23 protein-coding genes and 2 pseudogenes are annotated in these 23,177 nt (G+C 70.8%); 10 read left to right on the top strand and 15 right to left on the bottom strand.

The window, feature by feature from the left end; translation table 11 throughout:
- Positions 1-151: 151 nt before the first annotated feature.
- A complete protein-coding gene (gene lysA, locus AAW13_RS35020; protein ID WP_046731395.1) occupies positions 152-1,486 on the bottom strand; it encodes a diaminopimelate decarboxylase in 1,335 nt (444 codons plus the stop codon).
- Between the two features lie 14 nt (positions 1,487-1,500).
- Positions 1,501-1,839 (bottom strand): SAV_915 family protein, encoded by a 339-nt coding sequence (locus AAW13_RS35015; protein WP_046731394.1) that lies wholly within the window; start codon positions 1,837-1,839, stop codon positions 1,501-1,503.
- Positions 1,840-2,162: 323 nt separating this feature from the next.
- Here AAW13_RS35015 and AAW13_RS35010 point away from each other — a divergent pair, with 323 nt between their 5' ends.
- Complete coding sequence (locus AAW13_RS35010) at positions 2,163-2,729, top strand: universal stress protein (RefSeq protein WP_046731393.1); 567 nt, start codon at positions 2,163-2,165, stop codon at positions 2,727-2,729.
- Positions 2,730-2,756: 27 nt separating this feature from the next.
- On the opposite strand, the pseudogene AAW13_RS35000 reads toward AAW13_RS35010, so the two are convergent.
- A pseudogene (locus AAW13_RS35000) lies at positions 2,757-3,227 on the bottom strand (transposase family protein); the annotation flags it as partial.
- Between the two features lie 132 nt (positions 3,228-3,359).
- Positions 3,360-4,202 (bottom strand): alpha/beta hydrolase, encoded by an 843-nt coding sequence (locus AAW13_RS34995; protein WP_240528825.1) that lies wholly within the window; start codon positions 4,200-4,202, stop codon positions 3,360-3,362.
- A gap of 177 nt (positions 4,203-4,379) precedes the next feature.
- Between AAW13_RS34995 and AAW13_RS34990 the strand changes: the two genes are divergently transcribed.
- Complete coding sequence (locus AAW13_RS34990; protein WP_240528820.1) at positions 4,380-5,468, top strand: twin-arginine translocation signal domain-containing protein; 1,089 nt, start codon at positions 4,380-4,382, stop codon at positions 5,466-5,468.
- Positions 5,469-5,792: 324 nt separating this feature from the next.
- Here AAW13_RS34990 and AAW13_RS34980 read toward each other — a convergent pair whose 3' ends face one another.
- The 3 genes from AAW13_RS34980 to AAW13_RS34965 all read right to left on the bottom strand — a co-directional run bounded on the left by AAW13_RS34980 (position 5,793) and on the right by AAW13_RS34965 (position 7,720).
- Complete coding sequence (locus tag AAW13_RS34980) at positions 5,793-6,593, bottom strand: hypothetical protein (protein WP_240528819.1); 801 nt, start codon at positions 6,591-6,593, stop codon at positions 5,793-5,795.
- A 401-nt stretch (positions 6,594-6,994) separates the two neighbouring features.
- Positions 6,995-7,414, bottom strand: a complete 420-nt coding sequence (locus AAW13_RS34970) for a hypothetical protein (RefSeq protein WP_240528818.1) — start codon at positions 7,412-7,414, stop codon at positions 6,995-6,997.
- 144 nt (positions 7,415-7,558) lie between these two features.
- Positions 7,559-7,720 carry an esterase-like activity of phytase family protein gene (locus AAW13_RS34965; RefSeq protein ID WP_276207623.1) on the bottom strand — a complete coding sequence of 54 codons (162 nt, stop codon included), beginning with the start codon at positions 7,718-7,720 and terminating at the stop codon, positions 7,559-7,561.
- A 96-nt stretch (positions 7,721-7,816) separates the two neighbouring features.
- Between AAW13_RS34965 and AAW13_RS34960 the strand changes: the two genes are divergently transcribed.
- The gene (locus AAW13_RS34960; protein WP_052768633.1) at positions 7,817-8,671 is read left to right on the top strand and encodes a YwqG family protein; all 855 of its coding nucleotides are present in this window, start codon (positions 7,817-7,819) and stop codon (positions 8,669-8,671) included.
- Between the two features lie 6 nt (positions 8,672-8,677).
- Here the strand turns inward: AAW13_RS34960 and proY are convergent.
- Positions 8,678-8,938, bottom strand: a pseudogene (proY, locus tag AAW13_RS44390) (proline-specific permease ProY); the annotation flags it as partial.
- Between the two features lie 47 nt (positions 8,939-8,985).
- On the bottom strand, positions 8,986-10,170 hold the full coding sequence (locus AAW13_RS34955) for an ArgE/DapE family deacylase (protein ID WP_046731391.1): 1,185 nt from the start codon (positions 10,168-10,170) through the stop codon (positions 8,986-8,988).
- A gap of 662 nt (positions 10,171-10,832) precedes the next feature.
- Here AAW13_RS34955 and AAW13_RS34950 point away from each other — a divergent pair.
- Complete coding sequence (locus tag AAW13_RS34950) at positions 10,833-11,120, top strand: hypothetical protein (RefSeq protein ID WP_046731390.1); 288 nt, start codon at positions 10,833-10,835, stop codon at positions 11,118-11,120.
- Positions 11,121-11,399: 279 nt separating this feature from the next.
- On the opposite strand, the gene AAW13_RS34945 is transcribed toward AAW13_RS34950, so the two are convergent.
- Positions 11,400-11,816 (bottom strand): winged helix-turn-helix transcriptional regulator, encoded by a 417-nt coding sequence (locus tag AAW13_RS34945; protein WP_079179082.1) that lies wholly within the window; start codon positions 11,814-11,816, stop codon positions 11,400-11,402.
- Positions 11,817-11,912: 96 nt separating this feature from the next.
- On the opposite strand from AAW13_RS34945, the gene AAW13_RS34940 reads away from it, so the two are divergent.
- Together AAW13_RS34940 and AAW13_RS34935 are read left to right on the top strand one after the other, a co-directional pair.
- On the top strand, positions 11,913-12,518 hold the full coding sequence (locus AAW13_RS34940; RefSeq protein ID WP_046731388.1) for a flavodoxin family protein: 606 nt from the start codon (positions 11,913-11,915) through the stop codon (positions 12,516-12,518).
- A gap of 216 nt (positions 12,519-12,734) precedes the next feature.
- The gene (locus AAW13_RS34935; protein WP_046731387.1) at positions 12,735-13,172 is read left to right on the top strand and encodes a nitroreductase family deazaflavin-dependent oxidoreductase; all 438 of its coding nucleotides are present in this window, start codon (positions 12,735-12,737) and stop codon (positions 13,170-13,172) included.
- Between the two features lie 121 nt (positions 13,173-13,293).
- On the opposite strand, the gene AAW13_RS34930 is transcribed toward AAW13_RS34935, so the two are convergent.
- From AAW13_RS34930 to AAW13_RS34915, 4 genes are all read right to left on the bottom strand, one after another.
- Positions 13,294-14,151 carry a COG4705 family protein gene (locus AAW13_RS34930; RefSeq protein ID WP_206306323.1) on the bottom strand — a complete coding sequence of 286 codons (858 nt, stop codon included), beginning with the start codon at positions 14,149-14,151 and terminating at the stop codon, positions 13,294-13,296.
- 298 nt (positions 14,152-14,449) lie between these two features.
- A complete protein-coding gene (locus tag AAW13_RS34925) occupies positions 14,450-15,724 on the bottom strand; it encodes a COG4705 family protein (protein WP_046731386.1) in 1,275 nt (424 codons plus the stop codon).
- 38 nt (positions 15,725-15,762) lie between these two features.
- Positions 15,763-17,031 (bottom strand): sensor histidine kinase, encoded by a 1,269-nt coding sequence (locus AAW13_RS34920; RefSeq protein ID WP_046731385.1) that lies wholly within the window; start codon positions 17,029-17,031, stop codon positions 15,763-15,765.
- Entirely contained in the window at positions 17,022-17,675 is a 654-nt protein-coding gene (locus AAW13_RS34915) for a response regulator transcription factor (RefSeq protein ID WP_046731384.1), read from the bottom strand. Before AAW13_RS34915 ends, AAW13_RS34920 begins: the two co-directional genes overlap by 10 nt.
- A 303-nt stretch (positions 17,676-17,978) precedes the next feature.
- Between AAW13_RS34915 and AAW13_RS34910 the strand changes: the two genes are divergently transcribed.
- A complete protein-coding gene (locus tag AAW13_RS34910) occupies positions 17,979-18,407 on the top strand; it encodes a BlaI/MecI/CopY family transcriptional regulator (RefSeq protein ID WP_107483480.1) in 429 nt (142 codons plus the stop codon).
- Between the two features lie 4 nt (positions 18,408-18,411).
- Positions 18,412-19,440, top strand: a complete 1,029-nt coding sequence (locus tag AAW13_RS34905) for a M56 family metallopeptidase (RefSeq protein WP_079179081.1) — start codon at positions 18,412-18,414, stop codon at positions 19,438-19,440.
- Between the two features lie 355 nt (positions 19,441-19,795).
- On the opposite strand, the gene AAW13_RS34900 is transcribed toward AAW13_RS34905, so the two are convergent.
- A complete protein-coding gene (locus tag AAW13_RS34900; RefSeq protein WP_046731383.1) occupies positions 19,796-20,446 on the bottom strand; it encodes a phosphatase PAP2 family protein in 651 nt (216 codons plus the stop codon).
- Between the two features lie 623 nt (positions 20,447-21,069).
- On the opposite strand from AAW13_RS34900, the gene AAW13_RS34895 reads away from it, so the two are divergent.
- Positions 21,070-22,404 (top strand): MGDG synthase family glycosyltransferase, encoded by a 1,335-nt coding sequence (locus AAW13_RS34895; protein WP_338059072.1) that lies wholly within the window; start codon positions 21,070-21,072, stop codon positions 22,402-22,404.
- Positions 22,401-23,174, top strand: coding sequence for a polysaccharide deacetylase family protein (locus AAW13_RS34890; protein ID WP_046731382.1), 774 nt, complete (start codon positions 22,401-22,403; stop codon positions 23,172-23,174). The genes AAW13_RS34895 and AAW13_RS34890 overlap by 4 nt, the downstream gene beginning before the upstream one ends.
- Positions 23,175-23,177 lie beyond the last annotated feature (3 nt).

Raw genomic sequence — 23,177 nt, 5'->3', positions numbered from 1 at the left:
AGCACCGGCTGCGTCCTGACGCTCATCCACAGGCAGCCGTGGGCTCGCCGATCACGGCTGCCCGCACGCTCGCCGCCCGGCCCGTCGCCCGGCCCCAGGCATGGGCGAAGAAACATCGCGGCGCCCGACCGCGTCCCGGCTCAGGCCGGCGTCAGAGGCCCACGTCCCGGCCGCGGATGTCCTCCAGGGATTCGCGGCGGACCAGGATGCGGGCGATCCCGTCGCGTACGGCGGCCACCGGCGGGCGGCCGACCAGGTTGTAGCCGGAGGCCATGGAGAGGTGGTAGGCACCGGCGACCGGCACGGCGAGCAGGTCGCCGGGGCGTGTGTCGGCGGGGAGTTCGACGTCGGCGGCCAGGATGTCACCCGCCTCGCAGTGGCGGCCCACCACGGTCACCGGGGCCGGGGTAGCGGTGCTGTGGCGGCCGATCAGTCGCGGGGCGTACCGCACGCCGTACAGGGCCGGGCGCGGGTTGTCGCCCATGCCGCCGTCCACCGCCACGAACACGTGGTGCCCGGTGCGCTTCACGGACAGGACTCGGTACAGGGCGATGCCCGCGGGGCCCACGATCGCCCGGCCCGGCTCGATGATCAGGCGGGGGACGGGGAGTCCGGCCGCCGTGCAGGCATCGGCCAGTTCCGTGCGGACCTTGCGGGCGAGCGCCGTCAGGTCGAGGGCCTCCTCACCGGGGCGGTAGGCGATGCCGTGGCCACCGCCGAGGTCGAGTTCGGGCAGGGCCAGGCCGTGCTGCTCGTGGAGACGGCTCATCAGGCCGACCATGCGGCGTACGGCGGCCAGGTAGGACTTGACGCTGGTGATCTGGGAGCCCAGGTGGCAGTGCAGGCCGGTGAGTTCGAGCTGCGGCTGGTCGAGGATGCGGGCGATGGCGTGCTGCGCGTATCCGTCAGCGATGGACAGGCCGAACTGCTGGTCGTCCGTGCCGGTGCGGATCTTGTCGTGGCCGCCCGCGCTGATGCCGGGGACGACCCGCACCATGACCTTCTGGTGGCCGTCGGGTCCGACGGCGGCGGCCAGCCGGGCGATCTCGGAGGGGCTGTCGATGACGATGCGGCCCACGCCGAGGCGCAGGGCGGTCTCCAGGTCGCGGGGGGACTTGGCATTGCCGTGCAGGACGATCCGCTCCGCCGGGAATCCGGTGGTGACGGCGAGTTCGAGTTCGCCGGCGGAGCAGACGTCGAGACCGAGCCCCTCGTCGTCCGTCCAGTGGGCCATGGCGCGGCAGAGGAACGCCTTGGCCGCGTAGAGGACTTCGGCGTCGGGGAAGGCGTCCCGGTAGGTGCGGCAGCGGTCTCGGACCTCGGCTTCGTCCAGGACGTAGACAGGGGTGCCGAAGCGGTCGGCGACCTCGGCGAGCGGGACACCGCCGACGGCGAGGTCACCGGGTCCGGGCTCGGTGGTGGAGGCGGGCCATACCGACAGGTCGGGGGGCGTGACTGGGGTGGTGGGTTCGTGGACCGTGGTCATCGTGGCTGCCCCTCTCAGGCTGCCCGCAGAGCGGGGACGTCGTAGCTGGCCGGCTTGACCGGCCGGGGAGCCGGGGCGGTGAACTGCGGGTCCACCGTGACCGTGATGATGCCGAGCGGGGCGGTCAGCGCTCGCAGGGCGGGTTCGGCGAGGCGGATCCACGCCTGGCCGGGGCCGAGGGTGGCGGTCAGCCCGCGCTCGGAGGTGAAGCCGACGGCCGTACGGTCGCCGAGCGGGGTGCGGAAGAGCCGGGCCGCGCACCCGGAGGGGCCCGGCCGGACCGGGACGTACAGGGGTCCGGCCGGGTGGCGATCAGAGGGCTCGGGGTCGTCCTCGTAGAGGAGTTCTGACATGGGGGCTCCCGAAAGGCGATCGGTGTGTGATCGATGCGTGGTGCCCCGGCCGCGGGGAGGCGGACCGGGGCTCGCCTGTGACGCTATGCCCGGCTTCCCCGGCCTCAGGACGCGCCCTGACGGGATGCTGACGCCGCTCCGGAGGACCTTGACGGGATGCTGACGTGCCTGGTGGGACGGCATGGAGGAGGCCGTCAGGGCTACGTCAGGAACGGGCGGCCGGGCTGTTCGTGGGGCGCCGGGCGGGGGTGGGATGGAAGCGGTTCCGAGAAGGACCGGCCGGTCCGCGGTCTCCGGTGGGCGTGTTGCAGAAGGTGAAAGCGATGTCCGAGTCCCCCAGCACCTCAGCCGTTCGCGTCGTCGTGGGGGTGAGCGGCTCGATGGGCAGCCTCGCCGCCCTGGGCCGGGCAGCCGACGAGGCCCGGCGCCGGGGCGCCGAGCTCTGGCCGGTGCTGGCCTGGGAGCCGCCCGGCGGAGAGCTCGCCGCCCGCAGGTCGCCGGCCGCGGCCGTCATGGTCGGGGAGTGGGAACGGCTGGCCCGGGAGAGGCTGCTCAAGGCGCTGGGTGACGTGTTCGGCAGCACGGCTCCCGCCGTACCGGGGCAGGCGCTCGTCGTCCGGGGCGCACCGGGACGGTCACTGGTGCGGATCGCTGACAGGGAGGACGACCTCCTCGTGGTCGGCGCCGGGCGGCGAAGCCGACTGCACCGCGTGCTGCGGCCGTCGGTCGGCCGCTGCTGCCTCGCCCACGCCACCTGCACCGTCCTCGCGGTGCCACCGTCCCCGCTACAGGCCGAACTCGCGGCCCTGCACCGCCGGAACACCTGGCGGCTGCGACCGGACAGCGGCCACCTGGGGAGGGCGTTCGAGGCCCTGCCGCGCGACGCCTGAGGCATTCAGCCGGGATGCCTGACGGGTGCGCCGGGCCGCGAGGTCCACCACCGAGGCCACGGACAGGGCGACCCGGATCAGGGGTCCGGCTGGATCTGCGATGACCTGCACGTTCATCCCGTGGCTTTTCCTCTTCCCCGAGTAGTACGGGCGGTCGGCGGCAACGCGGTCGATGGGCAGCACGGTGCCGTCCAGGATCACCTACGCCTTCTTCCGTACGGTCACCATGGCCTGTTCGGGCGTGGGCGCGAGCGCGGCCAGGAGGTCGGCCGCCTCGCGTATGTATCGGTAGACCGTCGCGATCCCGACGCGGACACCGGCGGCCAGGCGGGCGTAGGTGTCTCCGCAGCGCAGGTGGGCGAGGGCGAGAAGGGTCTGGCTGCCACAGGTCAGGCGGCGCCAGCGGGAGCCGATGCGGCGGCGGTGACCTGCGAGAAGGGCGGAGAGGTCGTGCAGGGTGCGGCTGGACAGGTCGATGGCGGATGGGTAGGCAAGCACGACGACGCTCCTGGTCAGGCGAGTGATCTTGATTGTGAACTCGCCTGACCAGGAACTGCACGCCTTTGTGCGACCCGGGGCTGCATCTCACCTCACTGCGGCCGGTGCCTGGTTGGATGACGCGCGTACCGGTCACTCCTCGTTGGGCCGCCACAGCCAGCGCAGAGCATCCGGCAGCAGGACCCCGCCGTGGTTGGGGCTGTGTCCGCCGTCTCCCAGAACAAGACGGAAGTCGTAGCCCGCTTCTGCGAGAGCGGCTGCCACGCGCAGGTTTTCGGCGAGCCAGTTCCACTGAGGCTCATTCCAGTGCAGGTCGCGGTGGCCACCTTGCATGAAGATGCGCAGCGGCTTGGGAGGGGCGCAGGAGATGAGGTGGGGGTAGGGATTGCCGTCCGGCATCTGCGCGAAGCTGGACAGGTATCCGATGACGCGGCGGAACTTGTCCGGACGCAGCCATGCGGCGGTAAGGGCGCAGTTGCCGCCGCTGCTCCCTCCGCAGATGCCCCACTGTTCGGGCGACTGGGCGATGACAACGCGCTCTGCGACCTGCGGGATGATCTCGGTGAGGAGGAAGGTGACGTACTGGTCGTCGAAGGCGTCGTACTCGTTGTTACGGTTCTTGGGGTTCTCCGCGCTGGGTAAGACGCCCGGATCGACGAACACACCGATGGTGGCAGGGATGTCGCCGCGGTGAACGAGGTTGTCCAGGACGATCGCGCCGCGTACCTCCCCTGCGGGGTCCAGGTACCACCATCCGTCCTGGAACACCATCAAGGATGCCGGTTCCGCTGGGTCGTACCGTGCAGGCACATGTACCCAGAACTTCCGGAGGGTTCCCGGGTAGACCTCGCTGTCCCTCCACTCGAACTCGATTGTCTCGCCAGCGGGCACGCCCGGTTGGAGAGTGGAATCGGGTCCGTGGAGGTAGCGCACGTCGGACTGGTCGATCGGGAGTGGCTGGTAGGGCATCTCCATGGTCACGGGGAGCAACCGTAGGGCGATCAACCCCTTTGGCCGCAAGGCATTTTCGTCCGGACGCTCGACCTCGCAGCCTCAGCGCGAGGTCGGAAAAGACTCAGTCTCTTCACTCCTCTCACAGCGACCTGACTGCTAGTTTGATCAAAATCTGTCAGGCATCTGGAGGGTGATGATTTGAGCGGCATAACCCACGAGAGCGGCAAGCACCACACGAACCGGCGCGCATTCCTTCGCGGCAGCGCAGCGTTGACCGTCGCCGCCGCGACCGGCGGACTCTCCCTGTCGGCGGCGGGAACGGCCAACGCCGATGTGGATCCCACCCTGCATTTCAAACTCGACGGGACCGGCGATAATCCCGTCCTGCGGCAGACGCTTCACCAGCCTTACTGGGCGATGCAGTCGTTCGCCTACGATCACGTCTACGGGCACATCTACTTCGTGCAGACCAAAGTGGGCAGTGACACCGGCGATCTGTGGGTGACGAGAACCGATCTCTCGGGCAATGTGCTCGGAGCCATGGCAATTCACTCGTTCGACCACGGCTCGTCCATCGGGGTCGAGCCCGACACCAACGGATCTCCCTACATCTGGGTGGCAGGCGACTGGGAGAGCTCGAATCCCCATGCCACGCCACCCGAGCCGCCGAACAGTCACAAGATCGCCCGCTTCAAGTACAAGGACGGCGGCGACCTCGACTACTTCAATCGCGGCGGACAGTACCTCGGGGTGTTCCCGATGGACGTCGCGACCTTCCTCGACTGCCCTCGTCCGGCGATCGATCCCTACAACAACCGGCTTCTCATTCGGTACATGGGAACGACGACACCCTGGCGTCTGGCGCTGTTCGACCTGTCCGAGGTGCTGTCCTCGGGTGTCATTTCCAAGCGCCTGCTGGAGCGGGCGATTCCCACCAACGCCGAACTCGGGCTGAACGACAGCGATCTGTTCCAGGGCATCACCGCATATGGGCAATACGCCTACCTGCTCTTCGGCGGACCGCCCTCGAGCGGCGACTCCACCCCGCCTTCGTACATCATCTGCATCGACATGAACGATCCCTCGAGTCCGTACCGCTGGAAATTCCATACGACGGCCGGCGCCTCCTTGCCCGGGCGTGAACCCCAGGGCATAGCCGTCTGGCGGACCTCCAGTGGTCCGCGGCTTGCCTTCGGTTTCTCTGACAAGATCACCAGCACTAGCCCCGACACGTTCGAGGCCAGCGTGTTCTTCAAGGACCAACTGACCTCGCTGTGGCCCTCCTGACCCTTCTCAGCGCAGAGCCGTAAGGAAAAGCCCCAAGTCAGGGCCCACAACGCGCCGGCCGTACTCGCTGCCGGGACCCTGCGTATTCGGCGTACTCGAACAGGGCCTCCTGATCACTTCGTTGGTGTCGAAACCTCACAACGACTCAGCAGCCACCGCTGGACCGCCGAACGCACCATGCCCCGGCTCGCCGGGTGCCGTCGGCTCCCCCGCCGACGAACGCAAAGCCGACCGCTCCCTCGCCTGCACCGGCAACAACGCCTAAACCCTCAGCAGCTACCGCACTCCGACCTGAGCGCTCTGGTTCAAGGAGGCCGTCGGTGACTACTGGCCGCGGTGGCGGTCGGCAGAAGCCGGGCGGCGAGGGCGCGGCGACGTCGTGTCCACCCGTCGTACGGTGGCGGGGGGCAACCCTGGCTCCGCTGCCCAGGCGCGCAGTGCGGCTTCGGCCTCCTGACGGGACTGGGGGCCGCAGTCGATGTGGAGTTGCTGGAGGTGGCGGATGGCCGCCCCTATCGTCCGGCTTTGAGGCAGGCCGAGCAGGGCGATGATCTCCTTGCCATTGAGGGGCACCGGGATGCCGGGGAGCCGCTCAGAGACGGCACGCTCGGCTGCGGCGCGCTCCTCGGCCTCACGCTTGGCCTGCTCGCTCGCGTGCCACTCGTCGTAGTCGGCCGCGTCGCGGGCCTGCAAAGCGGCCCGGCGCCAGTCCTCCTCGTCCCGCCCCTGGCCGAGGCCCACTTCCATGAACAGGTCGCGGTAGTCCGGCGCGTCGGGGCCGGCCGGCGTCACACCGAGCCGGGCGAGCGCCGCGTTGATCGGCCAGTCCTCCCGCGGGCCGCTGAATTCCGAAGTATGCACCGGCCCCCATTGCAGTACGCCGGCCCGCCACAAGGCGGCGGTCTGATCCCCCTCGCCGCCCCAGAAGTCCGCGTGCACATGAACCACCGGTCCACTCAGTGAGAGGTCGCACAGCATTCTCGGCAGGTCACCGATGAGCGCGGTGGAAAGGGGCAGCAAGCCCTTGCGTTGCCTGAGCGGGGCGACCACCGCCCCCGGCACTCCTTCGGCCCAGCTTCGCAAGCGGTCAAATTCACCTACGACAGCGTCGAGTCGGTACGACATCTGCGTACAGTAACCACGTATCCAAGGCGTCGGCCACCCGCGTTGGGGCGTAGCGCCAGTGCTGGGGGGTCGCCATGTTGTTCGGGTCGCGGATCGGATTCGGTTTGGAGTTCCACGTTGAACGTGAACCGTACCTGCTGTGCGTCGACATCTTCGTCGGCGGGCTCCATGTGAAAACGTGGGACAACGCGTTCTATCCGCCACTGCTGGTCAAGAAACTCAAGGACGAGCGCCGTCGCTTCGCACGCCGACCGCGCCGCCGGCGGGGTTCACCGCACCGGAGGACGCCCTCGTCATCGCTGAACGGGAGTGGTCTGCCCGGCTCGCCGCCACGCAAGGCCCACGAGACGCGCGACGGCGGGGGCCTCGCCGACGGGAGCCCGACCGCGTGTCCGTCAACTTCATGACGTGTAGTAGGCGGCGTACCGGGAGGAGTGTCCCTCGACGGAGAAGTCCTCGAAGTCGCCGGTCTTCTCGCAGTCGAGCAATCGCTGAAGCGCCGCTTCGGCTTCTGGTTGACGCTGCGACAACAGGTGCGCCTTGGTTCTGGCCAGTCCGCTTCCGCACAACAACTGGATGTCGATCGAGCAGTCTGCTTCCATGCTGGCGGACTTGGCCTTCCAGATGAGCAATACGTCGTCGAGACGGCCGGCGTTGAACAGCTGAACGCAGCACAATTTCATCAGTTCGGTGTCGCCGTGGCCTTGAGCCTTCCGCTCCAGCCGGATACGCACTCCGAGCAGCTCGCGAACCTCATCGAGGCCCACGCCGACAGGGTGCAGACCGTAGCGGTGAAGGCACTCGTCCTCATCCATTGCCATGCCCTTTCTCCTGGCGACATCTGATCACATCTGGATGATTCACCTGGACCGACCTGCTCACCATCAGCAGTCGGACGGTCGGACATGGCCGCACTGTAGAGGGGCGCACTGACACGTTCCGACAGGCCCTTGTGAGGTGCTGCGTCAGATGCCCGTGGCGGCGAAGGCGAGGAACCGGGTCGTCTGGACGGAGGAGAAGTTGTCGTCGGAGACCAGGAGCACGGTACGGCGGCCGTCCGGGAGGCACGGGCCCGGTGTGATGCCTTCGACGTTGTCGACGCGCCGCAGGCCGGGCACGTCGGACAGGTCCGTGACGCCAAGGATCTAAAACCGTTGTGCACAACCGACCTCACTCCCTGTCCTGCCACCGCGTTGTCAGCGGGGGCGGGGATGATGCCCCGCATGACCGACGAGCGATACTCCCGGCTTGCTGCCGAGCACCTTCCCGGCGATCTTGCCCAGCGCTGGACAGCGCTTCTACGGCCATGCGTACGCCTTCGTCGGGCGGTGGACGGCGAGCAGACCGTGGCCGCCCTCGGCGGGAACCCGAATCTTCCGGCAGGGGCCGGCTGGCCGGAGTGGCCCGGGCACGGGCCCCTGTCCTTCGTCGCTTCGGTGCGGTGTGCCGCACTCCCCCGCGAGGGACTTGTTGAGCAGTTTCCGCAGGACGGGAGCCTGCTCTTCTTCCTTTTCGACGGTCAGCTCGACGAAGACGTCTTCGTTTCGGCCGACGACCCCGAAACCTGGGCTGGGGCTCAGGTGTTGTACGTACCGGAGAACACCCCCGTCTTCCCGACAGAGGCGCCCCCGGAGCTGGAAGCGTTCTCACGGGTGGAGCTGACCGCCGGAACAGAGCAAAGCGCCCCCGACCTGTGGCTGCCCCAGGCCCGGCAAGCCCTGCTCGGCGACACCCGGCACTGGCCTCACCCTCGCGAGACCCCGGCTGAGCTCAAGCCGTTCCTCCGTGCCTTCGGCCGCCTGCGCACCCGGATCGGTCACCAGATCGGCGGCCACGCCGTGCCCGTCCAGGGGCCGGTGGAGTACGACATCGCGAACGCGGCGCTCGACGGCACGCACGCGTGGGGCGACCAGCCCCTGGACCGGGAAGCCGAGCGCTGGGCACTGCTCGCCCAGTTCGACAGCGACGCAGAAGCGAAGACGGCGTGGGGTGAAGAGGGCACTCTCTACTGGCTCATTCGCCCCGAGGACCTCGCCGCCCTACGCTTCGACCAGGCCCGGCTCACCGTGCAGGGCTAGAGCGCGTGGGCGACAGGTGAGCAGTTCACCCCGGGACCCGCATGATGAAGAAGACGACGACGCCTGCTCCGGCGTAGCAGGCGATCAGGCTCGGCCCGATCCGGGCGATGCCGGCGCCCGATCCGTGGAAGGGGCCGACGCCGATGGCGCCGCCGATCGCCACATCTGGACCTGGCGGGCGCTGAGACCGCGCTGGTAACCCTCGTCGGGCGCGCCGTCGAGGGCGGCGCGGTCGTCGCCGTGGTGCTGGTCGACCTGAGTGGTCATGGTGGTGCACTTTTCGTTCCGTGCCGGGCCCGGGTCCGGCCGACGGCTCAGGAACAGAAGTTGGCGATGGTGGCGGTGAGGATGTCGGTGAGGCGGTCCAGCGAGGCGAGGTCGACGTACTCGGTGGCCGCGTGGGCGCCTTCGCCGTCGACGCCGAAGAGCAGGCAGGGAATGCCGGCCTGGTCCAGGAGGGCGCAGTCGGTCCAGAACGGCTCGGCGCGCACGACCGGCGGGTGGCCGAGGGCCTGCTCGGCGTGGTGGGTGAGAGTACGGACGACGGGTGCCTGGGGGTCGGCCTCGAAGGGTTCGCGGTGCAGGCCGCGGGTCAGCCGGTAGTGGAAGTCGGCAACCGTGGCGGCGAGTCGGTCGAGTATGGCGGTCAGCTCGCGCTCGACGGTGTCGGCGTTCTCGCCGGGGACGGTGCGGCGCTCCAGGGTGATGCGGCAGTGCGCGGGGTAGGTGGAGGGCTCCTCGCCGCCGTGGATGACGGAGGCGTGCACGGTGCCGGTGCCCAGGAGCGGGTGGGCCGGGCCGTGCGCGAGGCGCCGGCCCAGGTTCTCCAGGGCGACCAGGAAGTGCCCGGCCTTGGCGATGGCGTCGATGCCGAGGTCGGGCCGCGAGCCGTGGGCCGCTCGGCCTTCGATCTCCACGTCGAACCAGACGAAACCCTTGTGGGCGAGGGTGACTTCGAGGTGGCTCGGCTCGGTGACGATCGCCGCGTCGGCCGTGAACGACTCCAGCACCTCCGCGGTGCCGGAGCTGCCGAACTCCTCGTCGGCGACGCAGGCGAGGATGACGTCGCCGCGCAGGGGTCCGTCGGCGGTGGCGCGGGCCGCGGCGACCATCATGGCGGCGATGCCGCCCTTCATGTCGAAGGAGCCGCGGCCGTACATCCTTCCGCCGCGGATCTGCGGGTCGAGCGGGTCGCCGTCGTAGTCGGCGAGGCTGACGGTGTCGAGATGACCGTTGAGCATGAGGGAGCGGCCGCCGCCGGTGCCGCGGGCGATCGCGACGAGCGAGGGCCGGCCGGGGCGCCTTTCCAGACGGTGGACCTCGAAACCATGGGCGGCCAGCCAGTGGCCGCAGAAGTCGGCGATGACGGTCTCGCCGGCCCCGCCGGGAACCAGGTCCGGGTTGACGGAGTCGATGGCGATCAGTCTGGCCAACAGACCGGTGGGGTCGGAGTCCAGGGGCTCGGCAGCCGCTGGGGTCGAGGCGGACCTGGGGAGCATATGGGCCTTCCGATGTCCGACGCCGCCCTGAGTACCAGGGGCGGGTGGTGGTACCGCCGGGAGAGGAGCGGTGCTTTGTGGAGCACCGTGCCCCAGCCACCACAGATAGGTCCAGCGGACTTTTCCGAGCATCGACCATCGGAAAATCCGAATGACAAGGCGGCCGGTTCCCGAGAACGCGGGCATGCCGGTCCCGTGGAGCGCCTGACGGCTCCCACCGGGACCGGCTGTGGGTTCCGCTCGGGCGTCCGGTTCTTCGCTGGGGTCGCTGAGGGCCCCGGTCCTGTCGGTCGGCCAGACGCAGGGAGGCTGGTGGTCAGGATCGTCCGGTCCCGGTCCCGGCAGTAGAGACGACCGAGAACCTGCTCGTTCGAGAGGCGGCGCAATCAGGCGGCGTCCCAGAAAGCGGCGTCGAGGATGCGTGCCCCGAGCGCACATCAGTGATCACGCACCCGCGTCTGCGCAGCGGGCGGAACGTCAGCCAGCGAGGACGCCGTTGTGACGCATGCTGACCTTTTGCCGACCCGAGGCCACCCGGAAGGGCCTTGACCTGCACAAACGCCAGATGCTGGATCTTGGACGTGTATCGAGCCGAGATCAAACTGCCTGGTACACAAGCCGGTTGTGGCCGCCTGAGGGGACTCGGGTGAGAACATTCGTCCATGAGCAGCGACCTGGAAGTGAGTGCTCTGGCGATCAATGTCACGATCCCGCAGGCACTCCGTTGGACGGACACCCGCCGGGGTGAAGCGTTCACGCTCACCACACTCAACGTCCGGCTTCTCCCGGACGGTCACCTCGCCGTTAAGGCCTATGGCCGACCCGTCGGCGGTGGTCGGGGCGCGTACGTCTCGTTCCCGGTCCCCGAGAAGCCCGAACTGGCATCCCTGGTCGCAGACGCCGCCAGCCGTGCCGGGAAGTTGTGGGCCGCGCACCGTGGTCTCGGCTGAGCCTCATTCGACTCGATGGCGGACGATGACAGCCCCGGGTTTCGCCCTCGCGGAGCGGCCGGTGAGGAGAGGTCTCCGCACAATGACGTGACTGCAACTTCCTGACGAGGAAGAGGAGTTCATCGGGCCGTACCCGTCCATGGGCGAATACGGTCCGCATCCCGAACGGCTTTGGAAGGCCTGATCAGGGAAGCCGCGAAGCGGGGCAGGGTGGACCTGACCCTGGCGGGCATCGACTCCAACATCGCTCCCCGCGGCGGGGGCCCGCGCGCGGGGGTGTCAGGCCTGGGCGTCGGCGCGCCGGTCATAGGCGGCGCGCGCCGCGTAGACCTGGGCGGCGCGGTCGTGGGTCCAGGTGCACAGCACCCGGGTCTCCTCGGCGACCTCCGCCCCCAGCGGGGTCAGGGCGTACAGGACCAGGGGCGGGGTCGCGTCCGGGTTCACCGTGCGGCTGACGATGCCGTCCCGCTCCAGGGTGCGCAGGGTCTGCGCGAGCATCTTGCGGCTGATTCCGCCCACCGAGCGTTGTAGCTCGGAATAACGCTGGGTACCGCGCTCGCGCAGGCTCATCAGCATCAGCAGGGCCCACTTGTCGGCCAGGTCGACGAACACGTCACGGCTGGGACAGGCCGCGTCCAACAGATCCATCTCGCGATCCGGGTCCAGGACCGCCGGAGTCTCTTCTGCCTGCGCCATGAGACCCAGATTACACCAGCACCCCAAGACAGGCATGGTCTCTTTTAGAGACCTGATGTACATTCGAGACTCAATCATCGTTGCGAGGAGGACCCCATGCCCGAGAACACCGTCCGCCCCCTGGTCGCTGTCGCCTACCACTCCGGCTACGGCCACACCGCGGTCCTGGCCGAAGCGGTGCGCCGCGGCGCCGAGAAGAGCGGCGCGGAGGTCGCCTTCGTCGCCGTGGACGCCATCACCGAGCAGCAGTGGCAGCAGCTGGACGCCGCCGACGCCATCGTCTTCGGCGCCCCCACCTACATGGGGGGTGCCTCGGCCGCCTTCCACGCCTTCGCCGAAGCCACCAGCGGCCGCTACATCAGCAACGCCTGGGCCGACAAGATCGCGGCCGGGTTCACCAACTCCGCCTCCAAGAGCGGCGACAAGCTCAACTCCCTGGCCTTCATGCACGCCCTTGCCGCCCAGCACCACATGGTCTGGGTCGGCCTGGGGCTGGCTCCGGGATGGAACGCCACCACCGCCAGCGAGCACGACCTGAACCGGCTCGGCTTCTGGATCGGCGCCGGAGCCCAGACCCCCCAGGACGGCAGCGTCGAACACGTCCACCCCTCCGACATCGCCACCGCCGAACACCTCGGCGCCCGCGTCACCCGCCTCGCGGCCGTCCACATCGCCGGCAACGCCGCACTCGCCGCCGCCTGACAGCCTCTGCGGCGCCCCGACGCCATCCCGGCTGCCATCCCGGCTGCCACCGCGGCTGCCACCGCGGAGCCGGAGCACCCCTCTCGATGGCGGACGCCTGGTCATGAGGCTCCTGGAGGCGGGATCGCTGTTCCACTCCCACCGCTTCGACGACCCAGGCCCCATGCCGGTCCGCGACCTCACCGCCCGCTTCGCCGCCGACATTCAGGAGAGACCATGCCACTGGAAGGCGAGTACGAACCCAGCTCCGCCGCCTACGTACGCCTGCAAGTCGAGCTGTACGAGATCACCGCCGGCGACGCGGGAAACACCTTCAGGAACCGGCCGGTGATCATCCTCACCACCAAGGCCGCCACCTCCGGAAAGCTGCGCAAGAACCCGCTGATGCGCATAGAGCACGAGGGTGTCTACGCCATCGTGGCCTCCAACGGCGGCGGCCCCAAACACCCGGCCTGGCACAAGAACGTCCTGGCCCACCCGCTGGTCGAGCTCCAGGACGGCCCCGACAAACGCGACATGCTCGCCCGTGAAGTCTTCGGCGACGAAAAACAGCAGTGGTGGCAGCGCGCCGACGCCACCTACCCCGACTTCGCCCTCTACCGAAAGACCGCCGGGCGCGAGATCCCCGTCTATGTCCTGGAACCCGTGGACTGAGCAGCCGGGCGCGGGCCCGGCCCGCTCGCACGGTGCCTGGCCCGCGTCGTCGTCGGCGGGGTGTCGCAGGCCGGGCAGTCCTGGGGTGCGCTTCCCGGCCCGTCTGCCTCAAGCCAGGTGGCTATGCCCGCTCGCTGAGCGTCCTGCCTTCCTGGACACTCGCGTAGGCCATGAGGCCGAGCAGGACGGCGAGCAGGACCGCCGAGGAACCGGCCGTGCCGAGGTCCAGGCCGCCCTTGGCGGTCGGCTTGGTCAGGAAGTCGCCCGCGGTGGCGCCGAGGGGGCGGGTGAGGACGAACGCGATCCAGAACAGCAGGACGTTCGGCACCGCGGGTGCCTTCATCAGGGCGACCAGTACGGCGAGCGCCCCGGTCACCAGCAGTGCGCCGCCCGCGTAGCCGAGGCCGGAGCTGTCGGACAGGAAGTCGCCCATGGAGGTACCGAGCGTGTTGGAGACGAGGATCGCCGACCAGAACAGGGCCTCGCCGCGGGAGGTGACGATGTCCCGGATCCGGAAGGTCATCCCGCTCACCCTCCAGACGGCGAAGATGACCAGCAGGATCGAGATGAGGATCGCCGCCCCGGCGGGGTAGCCGAGGCCCAGGCCCTGCGGTCCCCAGCCGAGCGAAGTGGCGCCGCCCGAGAGGTACTTGGCGCTGGCGTCCCGGTTCATGAAGTCGGACGTCGTGGTGCCGGCCATGCTGGTCGACAGGATGACCGTCCAGTAGAAGAAGGGGTTGTAGCGGCGGGACCTGAGCTGGACGACGAGGGTCACCACGAAGATCAGGAACAGCGCGATCGTGGTGAGGAAGTACCCCAGTTTCAGGGTCTGGGAGAAGAGGTCGCCGGCCGTCTCGCCGAGGGTGGTCGCCGCGATCTTCATGATCCAGAAGGCGAGGGTGACCTCGGGCAGTTTCTTCATCACCGACTTCGTCGTGCTCGCGACGTCGGGCTCGGTGAGGTCGTTCGGCTGCTGCAAGGTGGGGGGCTCCTTGGGTGGTCGCACGGCACGGCGCTCGCCCGGTTATGGGGGGGGGCGAGAGCCGTGCCACAGGGGCGACCGCGGCGAGGCGATCGCGATCAACGACCTTGGCAGCGTCGACCTGAACACCTCCTGAATGCCTGCCCCGCCCCTGTTCAGGCGGCGTGGCGCGCGATGTGCCGCCGTCACGTTGGCCGAAGCGCCCGCGCACGGCACCAAGCCGCTCTTCGTCCTTGACGACGGCCGGGACAACGACGGACAGGAAGCTGTGCGGAGTCGCCGCCCATCGCGTCCGTCAGCGCATGTCCGTGAGGAGGGTGGTGAGTTCGGCCTCCTGCTGCGCCGCCGGCATCGGCGCGTTGGAGTGGTCGATGCCGAAGGTCTTCAGGACCTGGTCCATCTGGGCGTCGAGGAACGTCCAGCCGGTGTTGTCCAGCGGCTGGAGCGTGGCTTGGTCGGCGTCCCAGAGGTCTCGCAGGGACTGGGCGGCCGCGTGGGCGCCGGCCGCGTTTCCCGATCGTGCGTCCTTGAGCGAGGTCGCTGCGAGCGCCTTCAGCGCGTCGACCTTCGTGGCCGGGAACTTCTGCACGGCCTGGCCGGGGGCGAGGTGAACGGTGGAGGTGGCGTCCTCCTCCGGCGCCGGGCCGACGTGCGGGCGGCCGTGCGCCCAGACCAGCAGGCCCACGGTGGCGACGGCGAGGAGGCCGAAGCCCGCCAGCGCGACACGTTCCCTCCGGGGGTCGGCGGTGGTCTGCGGGGTGTGCGTGGCGTCGTAGGTCTCGGTCACGTCGGAGCGCGTCACCGTCAGGTACACGACGGTCGCCAGGATCAGGCCGAGGAAGATCAGGCTGGTGGTGAAGGTGCCCAGTGCGAGACCGGTCGGCTCGCCCGGCTGGGCGACCTTCGGGGAGGCGAGCCAGTCGCCGATGTTGGCGCCCAGCGGGCGGGTCAGGACGTAGGCGAGCCAGAAGGACAGCACCGGGTTCGCGCCGAACCTCCACAGCAGCATGATCGCCGCGATGAGGCCGAGCGGCAGCAGGACCGAGACGCCCGGGCTCCATCCGGTGAGTTCGAGGGTCCAGTCGCCGGTCGCGGTGCCGAGCGCGAAGGTGACGAGCACGGTGAGCCAGTAGAAGGACTCACGCGGCGGCGTGTTGACCGAGTGGATCGAGAGGGTGCGCTCGCGCAGCCACCACGCGCCGAAGACCACGGCGAGCAGGACCGAGAACACCGTGGTGCTGATCCACAGCTGCACGTGGAGCTGGTCGGTGAGGATGTCGGTGTACAGCGTGCCCGTGACACTGACGACGACCACGGTCAGCCAGTACGGGAACGGGACGTACCGCTTCAGCCGCAGCTGGACACCCAGGACCACGACGAACACCGCGGTGAAGATCCAGGCCGTGTTCACCAGGCCGACGCCCAGCTTCATGTTGATCCAGTCGGCGAAGCTCTCGCCGACCGTCGTGCACAGGATCTTGATCACCCAGAACCAGACGGTGACCTCGGGAACCTTGTTCAGCATCAGCCGCCCACCGCGGCGTGTGCGGGCTTCGCTCGTCGTAGTCATGCGCCGAGGCTGGCCCGGCCAACCTGCACACAACCTGACTACGCGGCCGCCTCCGCCGTGGGGAAGGTCACCTCGACGCGACCGTGACCGTCCGCGATCGCACGGACCGCCACTCCCGCGGACGCGGCGAGACGCTTGACCACGGCCAGCCCGAGACCGTGCCCGTCGCCGCTGGTCACGCCCGCTTCGAAGACCCGGTCGACCTCCGCCGGACCGAACCCCGGGCCGTCGTCGAGGACATCGATCACGACGCCCTGGGGCTGGACGCGCCCCGTGACCCAGACGCGCGAACTCGCGTGCCGCAGGCCGTTCTCCAACAGGGGTGACAGCACAGCCACGACGAGTTCGGCCGCCACGGCGACGTCGACGCCGGCCGGGACGGCGAGTTCGATGGGGCGACCGGCGATCGCCTGTCGCGCCGCCGACCCGAGATCGCAGCGGGTACCGCCGTCGATCCGGGTCCGGGCGGCGCCCAGAATCGTCGTGATCGCCGTGTTCAGGCGGTCGACCTCGGTCAGGACGGACTCCGGTGCCACCTGGTGGCCGGAGAGCTGCGCCAGCTGCGCCTCGCCCCGCAGGGCCGTCAGGGGCGTCCGCAGCTCGTGGGCGATCTCGTCGGTGAGCCGGCGCTCGTCCGCGAGCGCGTTGTCCACGCGGTCGAGCAGGCGGTCGAGAGTCCGCCCGAGCTCCCCGAACTCGTCCCGCGGAACGCCGAGGTCGAATCGGCGCCCGGGTTCGTGCTCGCCCCAGTCGTCGGCGAGCGCGGCCATGTCGTGGACCACCCGCAGCGCACGGCCCACCACGAGACGCGCGACGACGCCGGCGAGCAGGATCGCGATGCCGCCCAGCATGAGCGACATCGTCAGGCTGCGCTGCTCCGACGTCTCGTACGGCGTCAGATCCACCCGTACGACCACCATGACGTGGTGGCCCGCCAGCCGGATCGGCTGGGCGTACAGCAGGTGCCCGCCGACCGTGGTGGTCCGGGACTGCCCGGAGCCGACGAGCGCGTCGACGCGGTCGAGGACGCTGCCCGGCACGATCCCGTCGACGAGGCGCCCGTCGGCGTACACCCACGAGACCGTGTCCAGTGCTTCGTTGCCGCCCTCGATCAGCACCACGTGACCACCGCGCACGGCCACGTTCGCCGCCACCGCCTCCGCGCGCGTGTGCGCCAGAGCGTTCGCGTCGGCGTCGGTCACCTGGCTCAGCAGCACGTGCGAGACCACCACCAGCACCGCGACCACCGCTGTCGCGATCAGAACCGCCAGCGCGACGACCCTCCCGCGGAAGCCCGTCACTCCCATCGATAACCCACCCCGCGGACCGTCGCCAGGCGATCGGCCACGCCCAGCGCACCGAGCTTGGTCCGCAGCCGGCGAACGTAGGAGTCCAGGGTGTTGTCGTTGACGTGCGCGCCGTGCGGCCAGCCCGCGGCGACGAGGGCGTGGCGGCGTACCGCGTCGCCCTGCGAGGCGATGAGCCTGCCCAGCAGACGGAACTCGGTCGGCGTCAGGCTCTCGCTCGTCGAACCGTGGGTCACGACATGTTTCGCCGGGTCGAGAACGACGCCCCTCGGCGGGGTCGCCGCGGTTGTCCTGCGCAGCAGGGCCCGGACCCTCACCAGCAACTCCGGGATGTCGAACGGTTTCGTCAGGTAGTCGTCGGCGCCCGCCTCGAAGCCGCCCACCTTGTGATGCATGCCGTCCAGAGCGGTCAGCATCAGCACCGGGGCATCGACGCCACGGGCCCGCAGCGCCAGGCAGACATCGCGGCCGTCGGCGTCCGGGAGCCCCAGATCCAGGACGACCAGGTGAGGGAGCGGCTCGAGTTGCCGCAGCAGGCTGTCCGCGGTGGCAGCGACGGCGACCGTGTGGCCGTCGTGCTCGAGCGCACGTTTGAGGACGTCACGGACCGCCGCGTCGTCCTCACACACCACGATGAAAGCCACAGGCCGACCCCAGGTACTCCAGCGACAGTTCTCTGTTTTCCGGGCGGCCCGTGTACCGGACGACTACGGGCACGGACCGGAGGCCCGCCCGCTTCCCGCGAGGCACCCACGGTACGCCCTACCTCTACGTGACGTAGTAGCCGCTCGCCGAATCGTCCGGTATCTCACATGTCGCCGGGCGGTCGGGCGGAGCAGGCAGAGAGGACGCCCCTGCCGGTCTCCCGCGAGGACACGTCCTACAACCAGCAGGACGTGGGCGGGTAGCCTGTACGCGACGACGGCGAGGGAGAGGCGGACGGCGAGGTGACCGGCCAGGGAGAAGAGGAAGCCCACGAGGCGTCCGGCAGGCGGGCGCGCGGCCAACTGGAGAGCGACGTGCTCGCCGCGCTCTGGGCGGCGGACGGTCCGCGGACCGCGCGGGAGGTCCGGGAACAGCTGCCGGGCGACCTCGCCTACACGACCGTCCTCACCATCCTGTCCCGGCTGCATGACAAGGGCATGCTGGTACGGCACCGCGAGGGCCGTGGCTACGCCTACGAGCCGGCCCGGGACGAGGCGTCACACACCGCCCAGCGCATGCACTCCCTGCTGACGGGCGGCTCCGACCGTCAGGCGGTCCTGGCGCGCTTCGTGTCGGAACTGTCCGAACAGGACGAGCACCTGCTGCACCAACTGCTCTCCGGGCACGACGACGCACTCCCCGAGAGCCGGCGCCCGCCCGGGAGGCGGTGAGCCGGTGCTGATCAGCGTCTACATCCCGTTCTTCGTCACGGCGGCGCTCGCCGTGCTCGCGCCGCCCGTGGCACGCCGACTGCCCCCGCGCCCGGCGGCCCTGGCGCTGGCCTGTGCCGCGCTGGTGACGGCGGCCGGCTGGGCGGGATCCCTGGCCCTGCTGGCTTTCACCGGAGTGGCGCAGATCCCGGAGATCGCCGAGGAGGGCCGCTGGTCCGTGTCCGCGCTGCGCTCCCATGACCCCGTCTACGCCGTGGTCGCGGCCGTCAGCACCCTGGTGCTCGTGGTGTGCGTCGCCTCCCTCGGCGTGGCCGCCGTCCGGCAGGGCCGCCACCTGCTCCGGGCCCGTCGGGAGTGCGCCGAGCTGCCCGGGCACACGGAGCTGGCCGTACTCGACGACGACGTCCCGCTGGCCTTCGCACTGCCCGGGGCCCCGGGCCGGATCGTCGTCTCCCGGGGGATGCTGCGCCGGCTCAGTGGCACCGAGCGCGAGGCGCTGCTCGCCCATGAGCGGGCGCACCTGCGCAGGCGACACCACGTCTTCCAGAGCGTGTGGCGGCTCACCGCCGCCCTGAACCCGCTGCTGCGGCCGGTGGCCGTCGCGGGCAACTTCGTCCTGGAGCGCTGGGCCGACGAGGAGGCCGCCGAGCGGGTCGGCGACCGTACGGTCGTCGCCCGCGCCGTGGGCCGCGCCGCCCTGGCGTCCGCCGATGCGTCCCGTCCCGCCGCGCTGGCCGCGACCGGCGGGGTGGTGCCGGAGCGAGTACGGGCCCTGCTGGCCCCGCCGCCGGCCCGCCGGAGCCTGCCCTTGCTGGCGGGCGGTCTGCTGCTGGCCCTCTGCTGCGCGAGCCTGGCCAACGCCGCCTCGGACAGCGACCGCATGCTGGACAGCGCGCAGTGGGCGCTGTGCGGGACACACGCCGACACCCCTGCCGCCGCCGCGCCGACCGTCCACGACGACCCGCCTGGACCCGGACCGGACGGCTGCCGTGCTGCCCCTGACCGTCCGGAGCACGGAGAGCGCCACTTCTGACCTGCCCGGCGCCGGTCCTCACCCCGCCGAGCGAGAAGGCCGGTCACGGGCTGGCGCGAGCCGGATACCGGCGCCCGGCCCCGTCTACGCCCGGCCCCGTCTACGCCCGGCCCCGTCTACGCCCGGCCCCGTCTACGCCCGGACCGTCTAGGCCCGGACCGTCTACGCCCGGCCCCGTCTACGCCCGGACCCGTCTACGCCCGGCCCCGTCTACGCCCGGACCCGTCTACGCCCGGACCGTCTAGGCCCGGCCCGTCTACGCCCCGCACGCGTGCACCGACACCGGCGGCCACGGCGAGAGAACCGCGGCCGCCGCCCCCGTACGCACCACCCGGGCTGCTGCCGGTCGCGGTGATCAGGGGGACGACGCCGTGCCGACTGAGAGCTCGGTCGTCAGCAACGGGCGCAGCGCCCCGTGGCTCAGGGAGCCGACCAGCGGGGTGGCCCAGCGGGCCAGCGCCGAGCTGACGAGGAAGGCGACCGGGAGGGCGACGGCAGCGGAGCCGAGGACGTCGTGGGGGTAGTGGGCGCCGACGTAGACCCGGCTGAAGCCCTCCAGCAGGGCGAACACGGCGGCGACGGCGCTCAGCCGGCGGTCGAGCAGGAAGAGCGCTGCCACGGTCGCGGCGGCCACGGTGGCGTGCCCGCTGGGAAAGGCGTAGTCCGTAGGTGCCGGGCAGGTGTCGACGAAGTAGGCGTGAGGCATCGACCGGCAGGGCCGCACCTCCGCGACGAGCTTCTTGACGACCTCGGCGGCGGCGAAGGCCGTCAGGACGGCGACCGGCGCTGCCAGCGCGACGGTCATCGCCCGTGGGTCACGGCGCCGTGCGGTCCACCAGCCCGCGATCATGAGGAGGGCGAAGACCCCGAGACCGAGGTTGGTCCACACCTCCATGGGCGTGTTGAGCCATGTGGTGTCACGGGCGAAGTCGGTGACCGACCTGAACAACGAGCCGTCGATGCCGGATCCGTCGAGGGCCAGGTACGCGGTGGCGGCCGCGGCCATGGGCAGAGGTCCTTCCGTCCTTGTGAGCGCGCGGAGTGCTCACGGAATGAGCGAGGCGGCCATGGGGCCCGGCCCCTGTCACTCACCCGCCGCCTCACGCTTGCGAGGTGACACCTGAATGACGTGGCGAAGACGCCGGAGTGACCACCAGACCAACCTACTACATCTTGTAGATACAGGGCGGCCGAGCCACCTCCGCCGCAGCGGGCGACGCCACAGCCGCCGGGCCGGACCGGACGACACCCGGCGGGCGCGCGGCGACCCGATGACCGGAGGCGGTATCCCGGCAGCATCGCCCGCACATACAGATCCGCCGCGCCCGCCAGGAGACCCCACACCATCGCCCCCGCCCCTCGGTGAACCACCAGAACTCCTACATCTCGTAGTAACTTGACGCGACATGCGACATGAGCAGGGATGCCGCACCCCGGGCCGCCGCCGGATTCCCGGCCCGCGGCGATCGTTTCCTAAGTTCTACATCATGTAGTAGCTTCCTCCTCGGCACCACAGCGGTCGAGTAGTGGCCCTGGCCCGCGCGCAGGCGCGGCCTCGGCCTGCCCGCAGCGCCGTCTGGGCCGGGGCATGCCCGGCGTGCCCCGTAGCCCATCAGGAGGCGATCCACCGTGGTCCACCGTGACGACCTGGTGCCGGAGCCGGCGCCCTCGCCGTCCGCCGCACCGCCACAGGGCGGTGCCGGGCGGATCGCGATCATCTCGGCCGGTGTCGGCGCGGGACACGACGGCGCGGCCGCGGGGCTGGCCCAGCGGCTGACCGAGCACGGATACCAGGTGGACCGGCACGACTTCCTGGACCTGCTGCCCACCGGGACGGGACGACTGCTGTGCGGTACCTACCACCGCATGCTGACCTGGATGCCGGACGGCTATCAGCGCCTGTACGCGGCCACCGACCGGGCCGCGCGCCCCAGCGCGCTGTGGCGGGCCCTGTTCCGCGCGGCCGAGCGGCGCACTCTGCGGGCGCTCGCGCCGGACACCCGCGTGGTCGTCTCGACCTACCCCGGAGCCAGCCAGGTCCTCGGCGCACTGCGCCGGCGTGGCAGGCTGACGGTGCCGGCCCTCACCTACCTCACCGACTTCTCCGTCCACGCCCTCTGGGTCGCCCCCGGCATCGACGCCCACCTGGCCGTGCACCCGGTGCCGGCGGCGCAGGCCCATGTACAGGGCGCGGCCGCCGCCACCGTCGTCGGTCCGGTCACCGACGCGCGCTTCTCCCCCGCCACCGCCGGGCAGCGGACCGCCGCCCGCGAGCGGTTCGCCCTGCCCGCGGACGCACCCCTTGCCCTGCTGGTCGCCGGGTCGTGGGGCGTCGGAGCGGTACGACGGGCCGCCGCCGAGATACGGGCGACCGGGGTCGCGGTACCCGTGGTGGTGTGCGGGCGCAACGAGTCCCTCGCGGAGGAGCTGCGCGGGGACGGCGTCGCGCACGCTTTCGGCTGGGTGGACGACATGCCCGGACTGATGCACGCCTGCGACGTCCTGGTGCAGAACGCGGGCGGGCTGACCGCGCTGGAGGCGTTCGCCGTCGGGCTGCCGGTGGCCAGTTACCGCTGCATCCCCGGTCACGGCCGGACCAACGCGGACGCCCTGGACGAGGCGGGCCTGGCGGCCTGGATCCGCGACCCGGCGGACCTCGGCCCGGTGCTGGCCGAACTCCTCGACGGACCGCGCGGCCGGGCCCAGCGTGCGGTGGGACTCGATCTGCACCGCCTGGCTCCCGGACCGGTGACCGCCATCGCCGCCAGGACCGGGCCGCCCGCCGCGCCGTACGCACAGCCCGCAGCGAGGCGCTTCGCCGGCCGCCGGCGGACCGCCCTGACGGCCGTCACCGTGGCGGCCACGGCCGGTCTGGGCGTCGCCGCCCCGCTGGCCCACGCCTACAACGAGACGCCCGCCCGCTTCACGGCCGTCGCCCATTACCTGGACGGAGACGGACGGTGACCCCGGCCCGTCTCGCCCGTGCCACGGCGCTCGCCTCCGTCGCGGCGGTGCCCGCGCTCGCGGCCCTGCACGCGGCACCCGTGATCTCCACGTTCGGGCCCCTGCGCAACACGGCCATGCCCCGCCTGGCCGGCCGCGGCCGGCCGGATCATGTCGCGCTCACCTTCGACGACGGCCCCGACCACCTGTCCACCCCGCGCTTCCTCGACCTCCTCGACGCACGCGGGCTGCGGGCCACCTTCTTCCTGCTCGGCTCCATGCTGGCCCGCTCACCGGGGCTCGCCAAGGAGATGGCCGCCGCCGGGCACGAGATCGCCGTCCACGGCTGGCACCACCGTCCGCTGCTGCTGCGCGCGCCGCGTGCCGCCCACGACGACCTCGCCCGCGCCCGCGACGCCGTGGCCGACGTGACCGGCAGGCCGCCCGTGCTCTTCCGGCCGCCGTACGGGGTGATGAGCACCGCCGCCCATCTGGCCTGCCGGCGCCTCGGCCTGACCCCGGTGCTGTGGACCTGCTGGGGCGAGGACTGGCGCAGGCGGGCCACCCCTCGGTCCGTCGAGCACACCGTCCTGCGGGACCTGCGCGGTGGCGGCACCATCCTGCTGCACGACTCCGACTGCACCTCCGCCACCGGCTCCTGGCGCACCACCCTCGCCGCGCTCCCCCGCATCCTCGACACCTGCCAGGAACGCGGCTGGCGGGTCGGCCCGCTGAACGAACACGGCGTCCCCGGCCTGCCCACCGGCGGGGCGGGTCGCGGCCTCGGCTGACAC

Source organism: Streptomyces humi, from assembly GCF_001005085.2.
GTDB lineage: Bacteria > Actinomycetota > Actinomycetes > Streptomycetales > Streptomycetaceae > Streptomyces > Streptomyces humi.
This window is presented reverse-complemented; position numbering and strand designations above follow the sequence as displayed.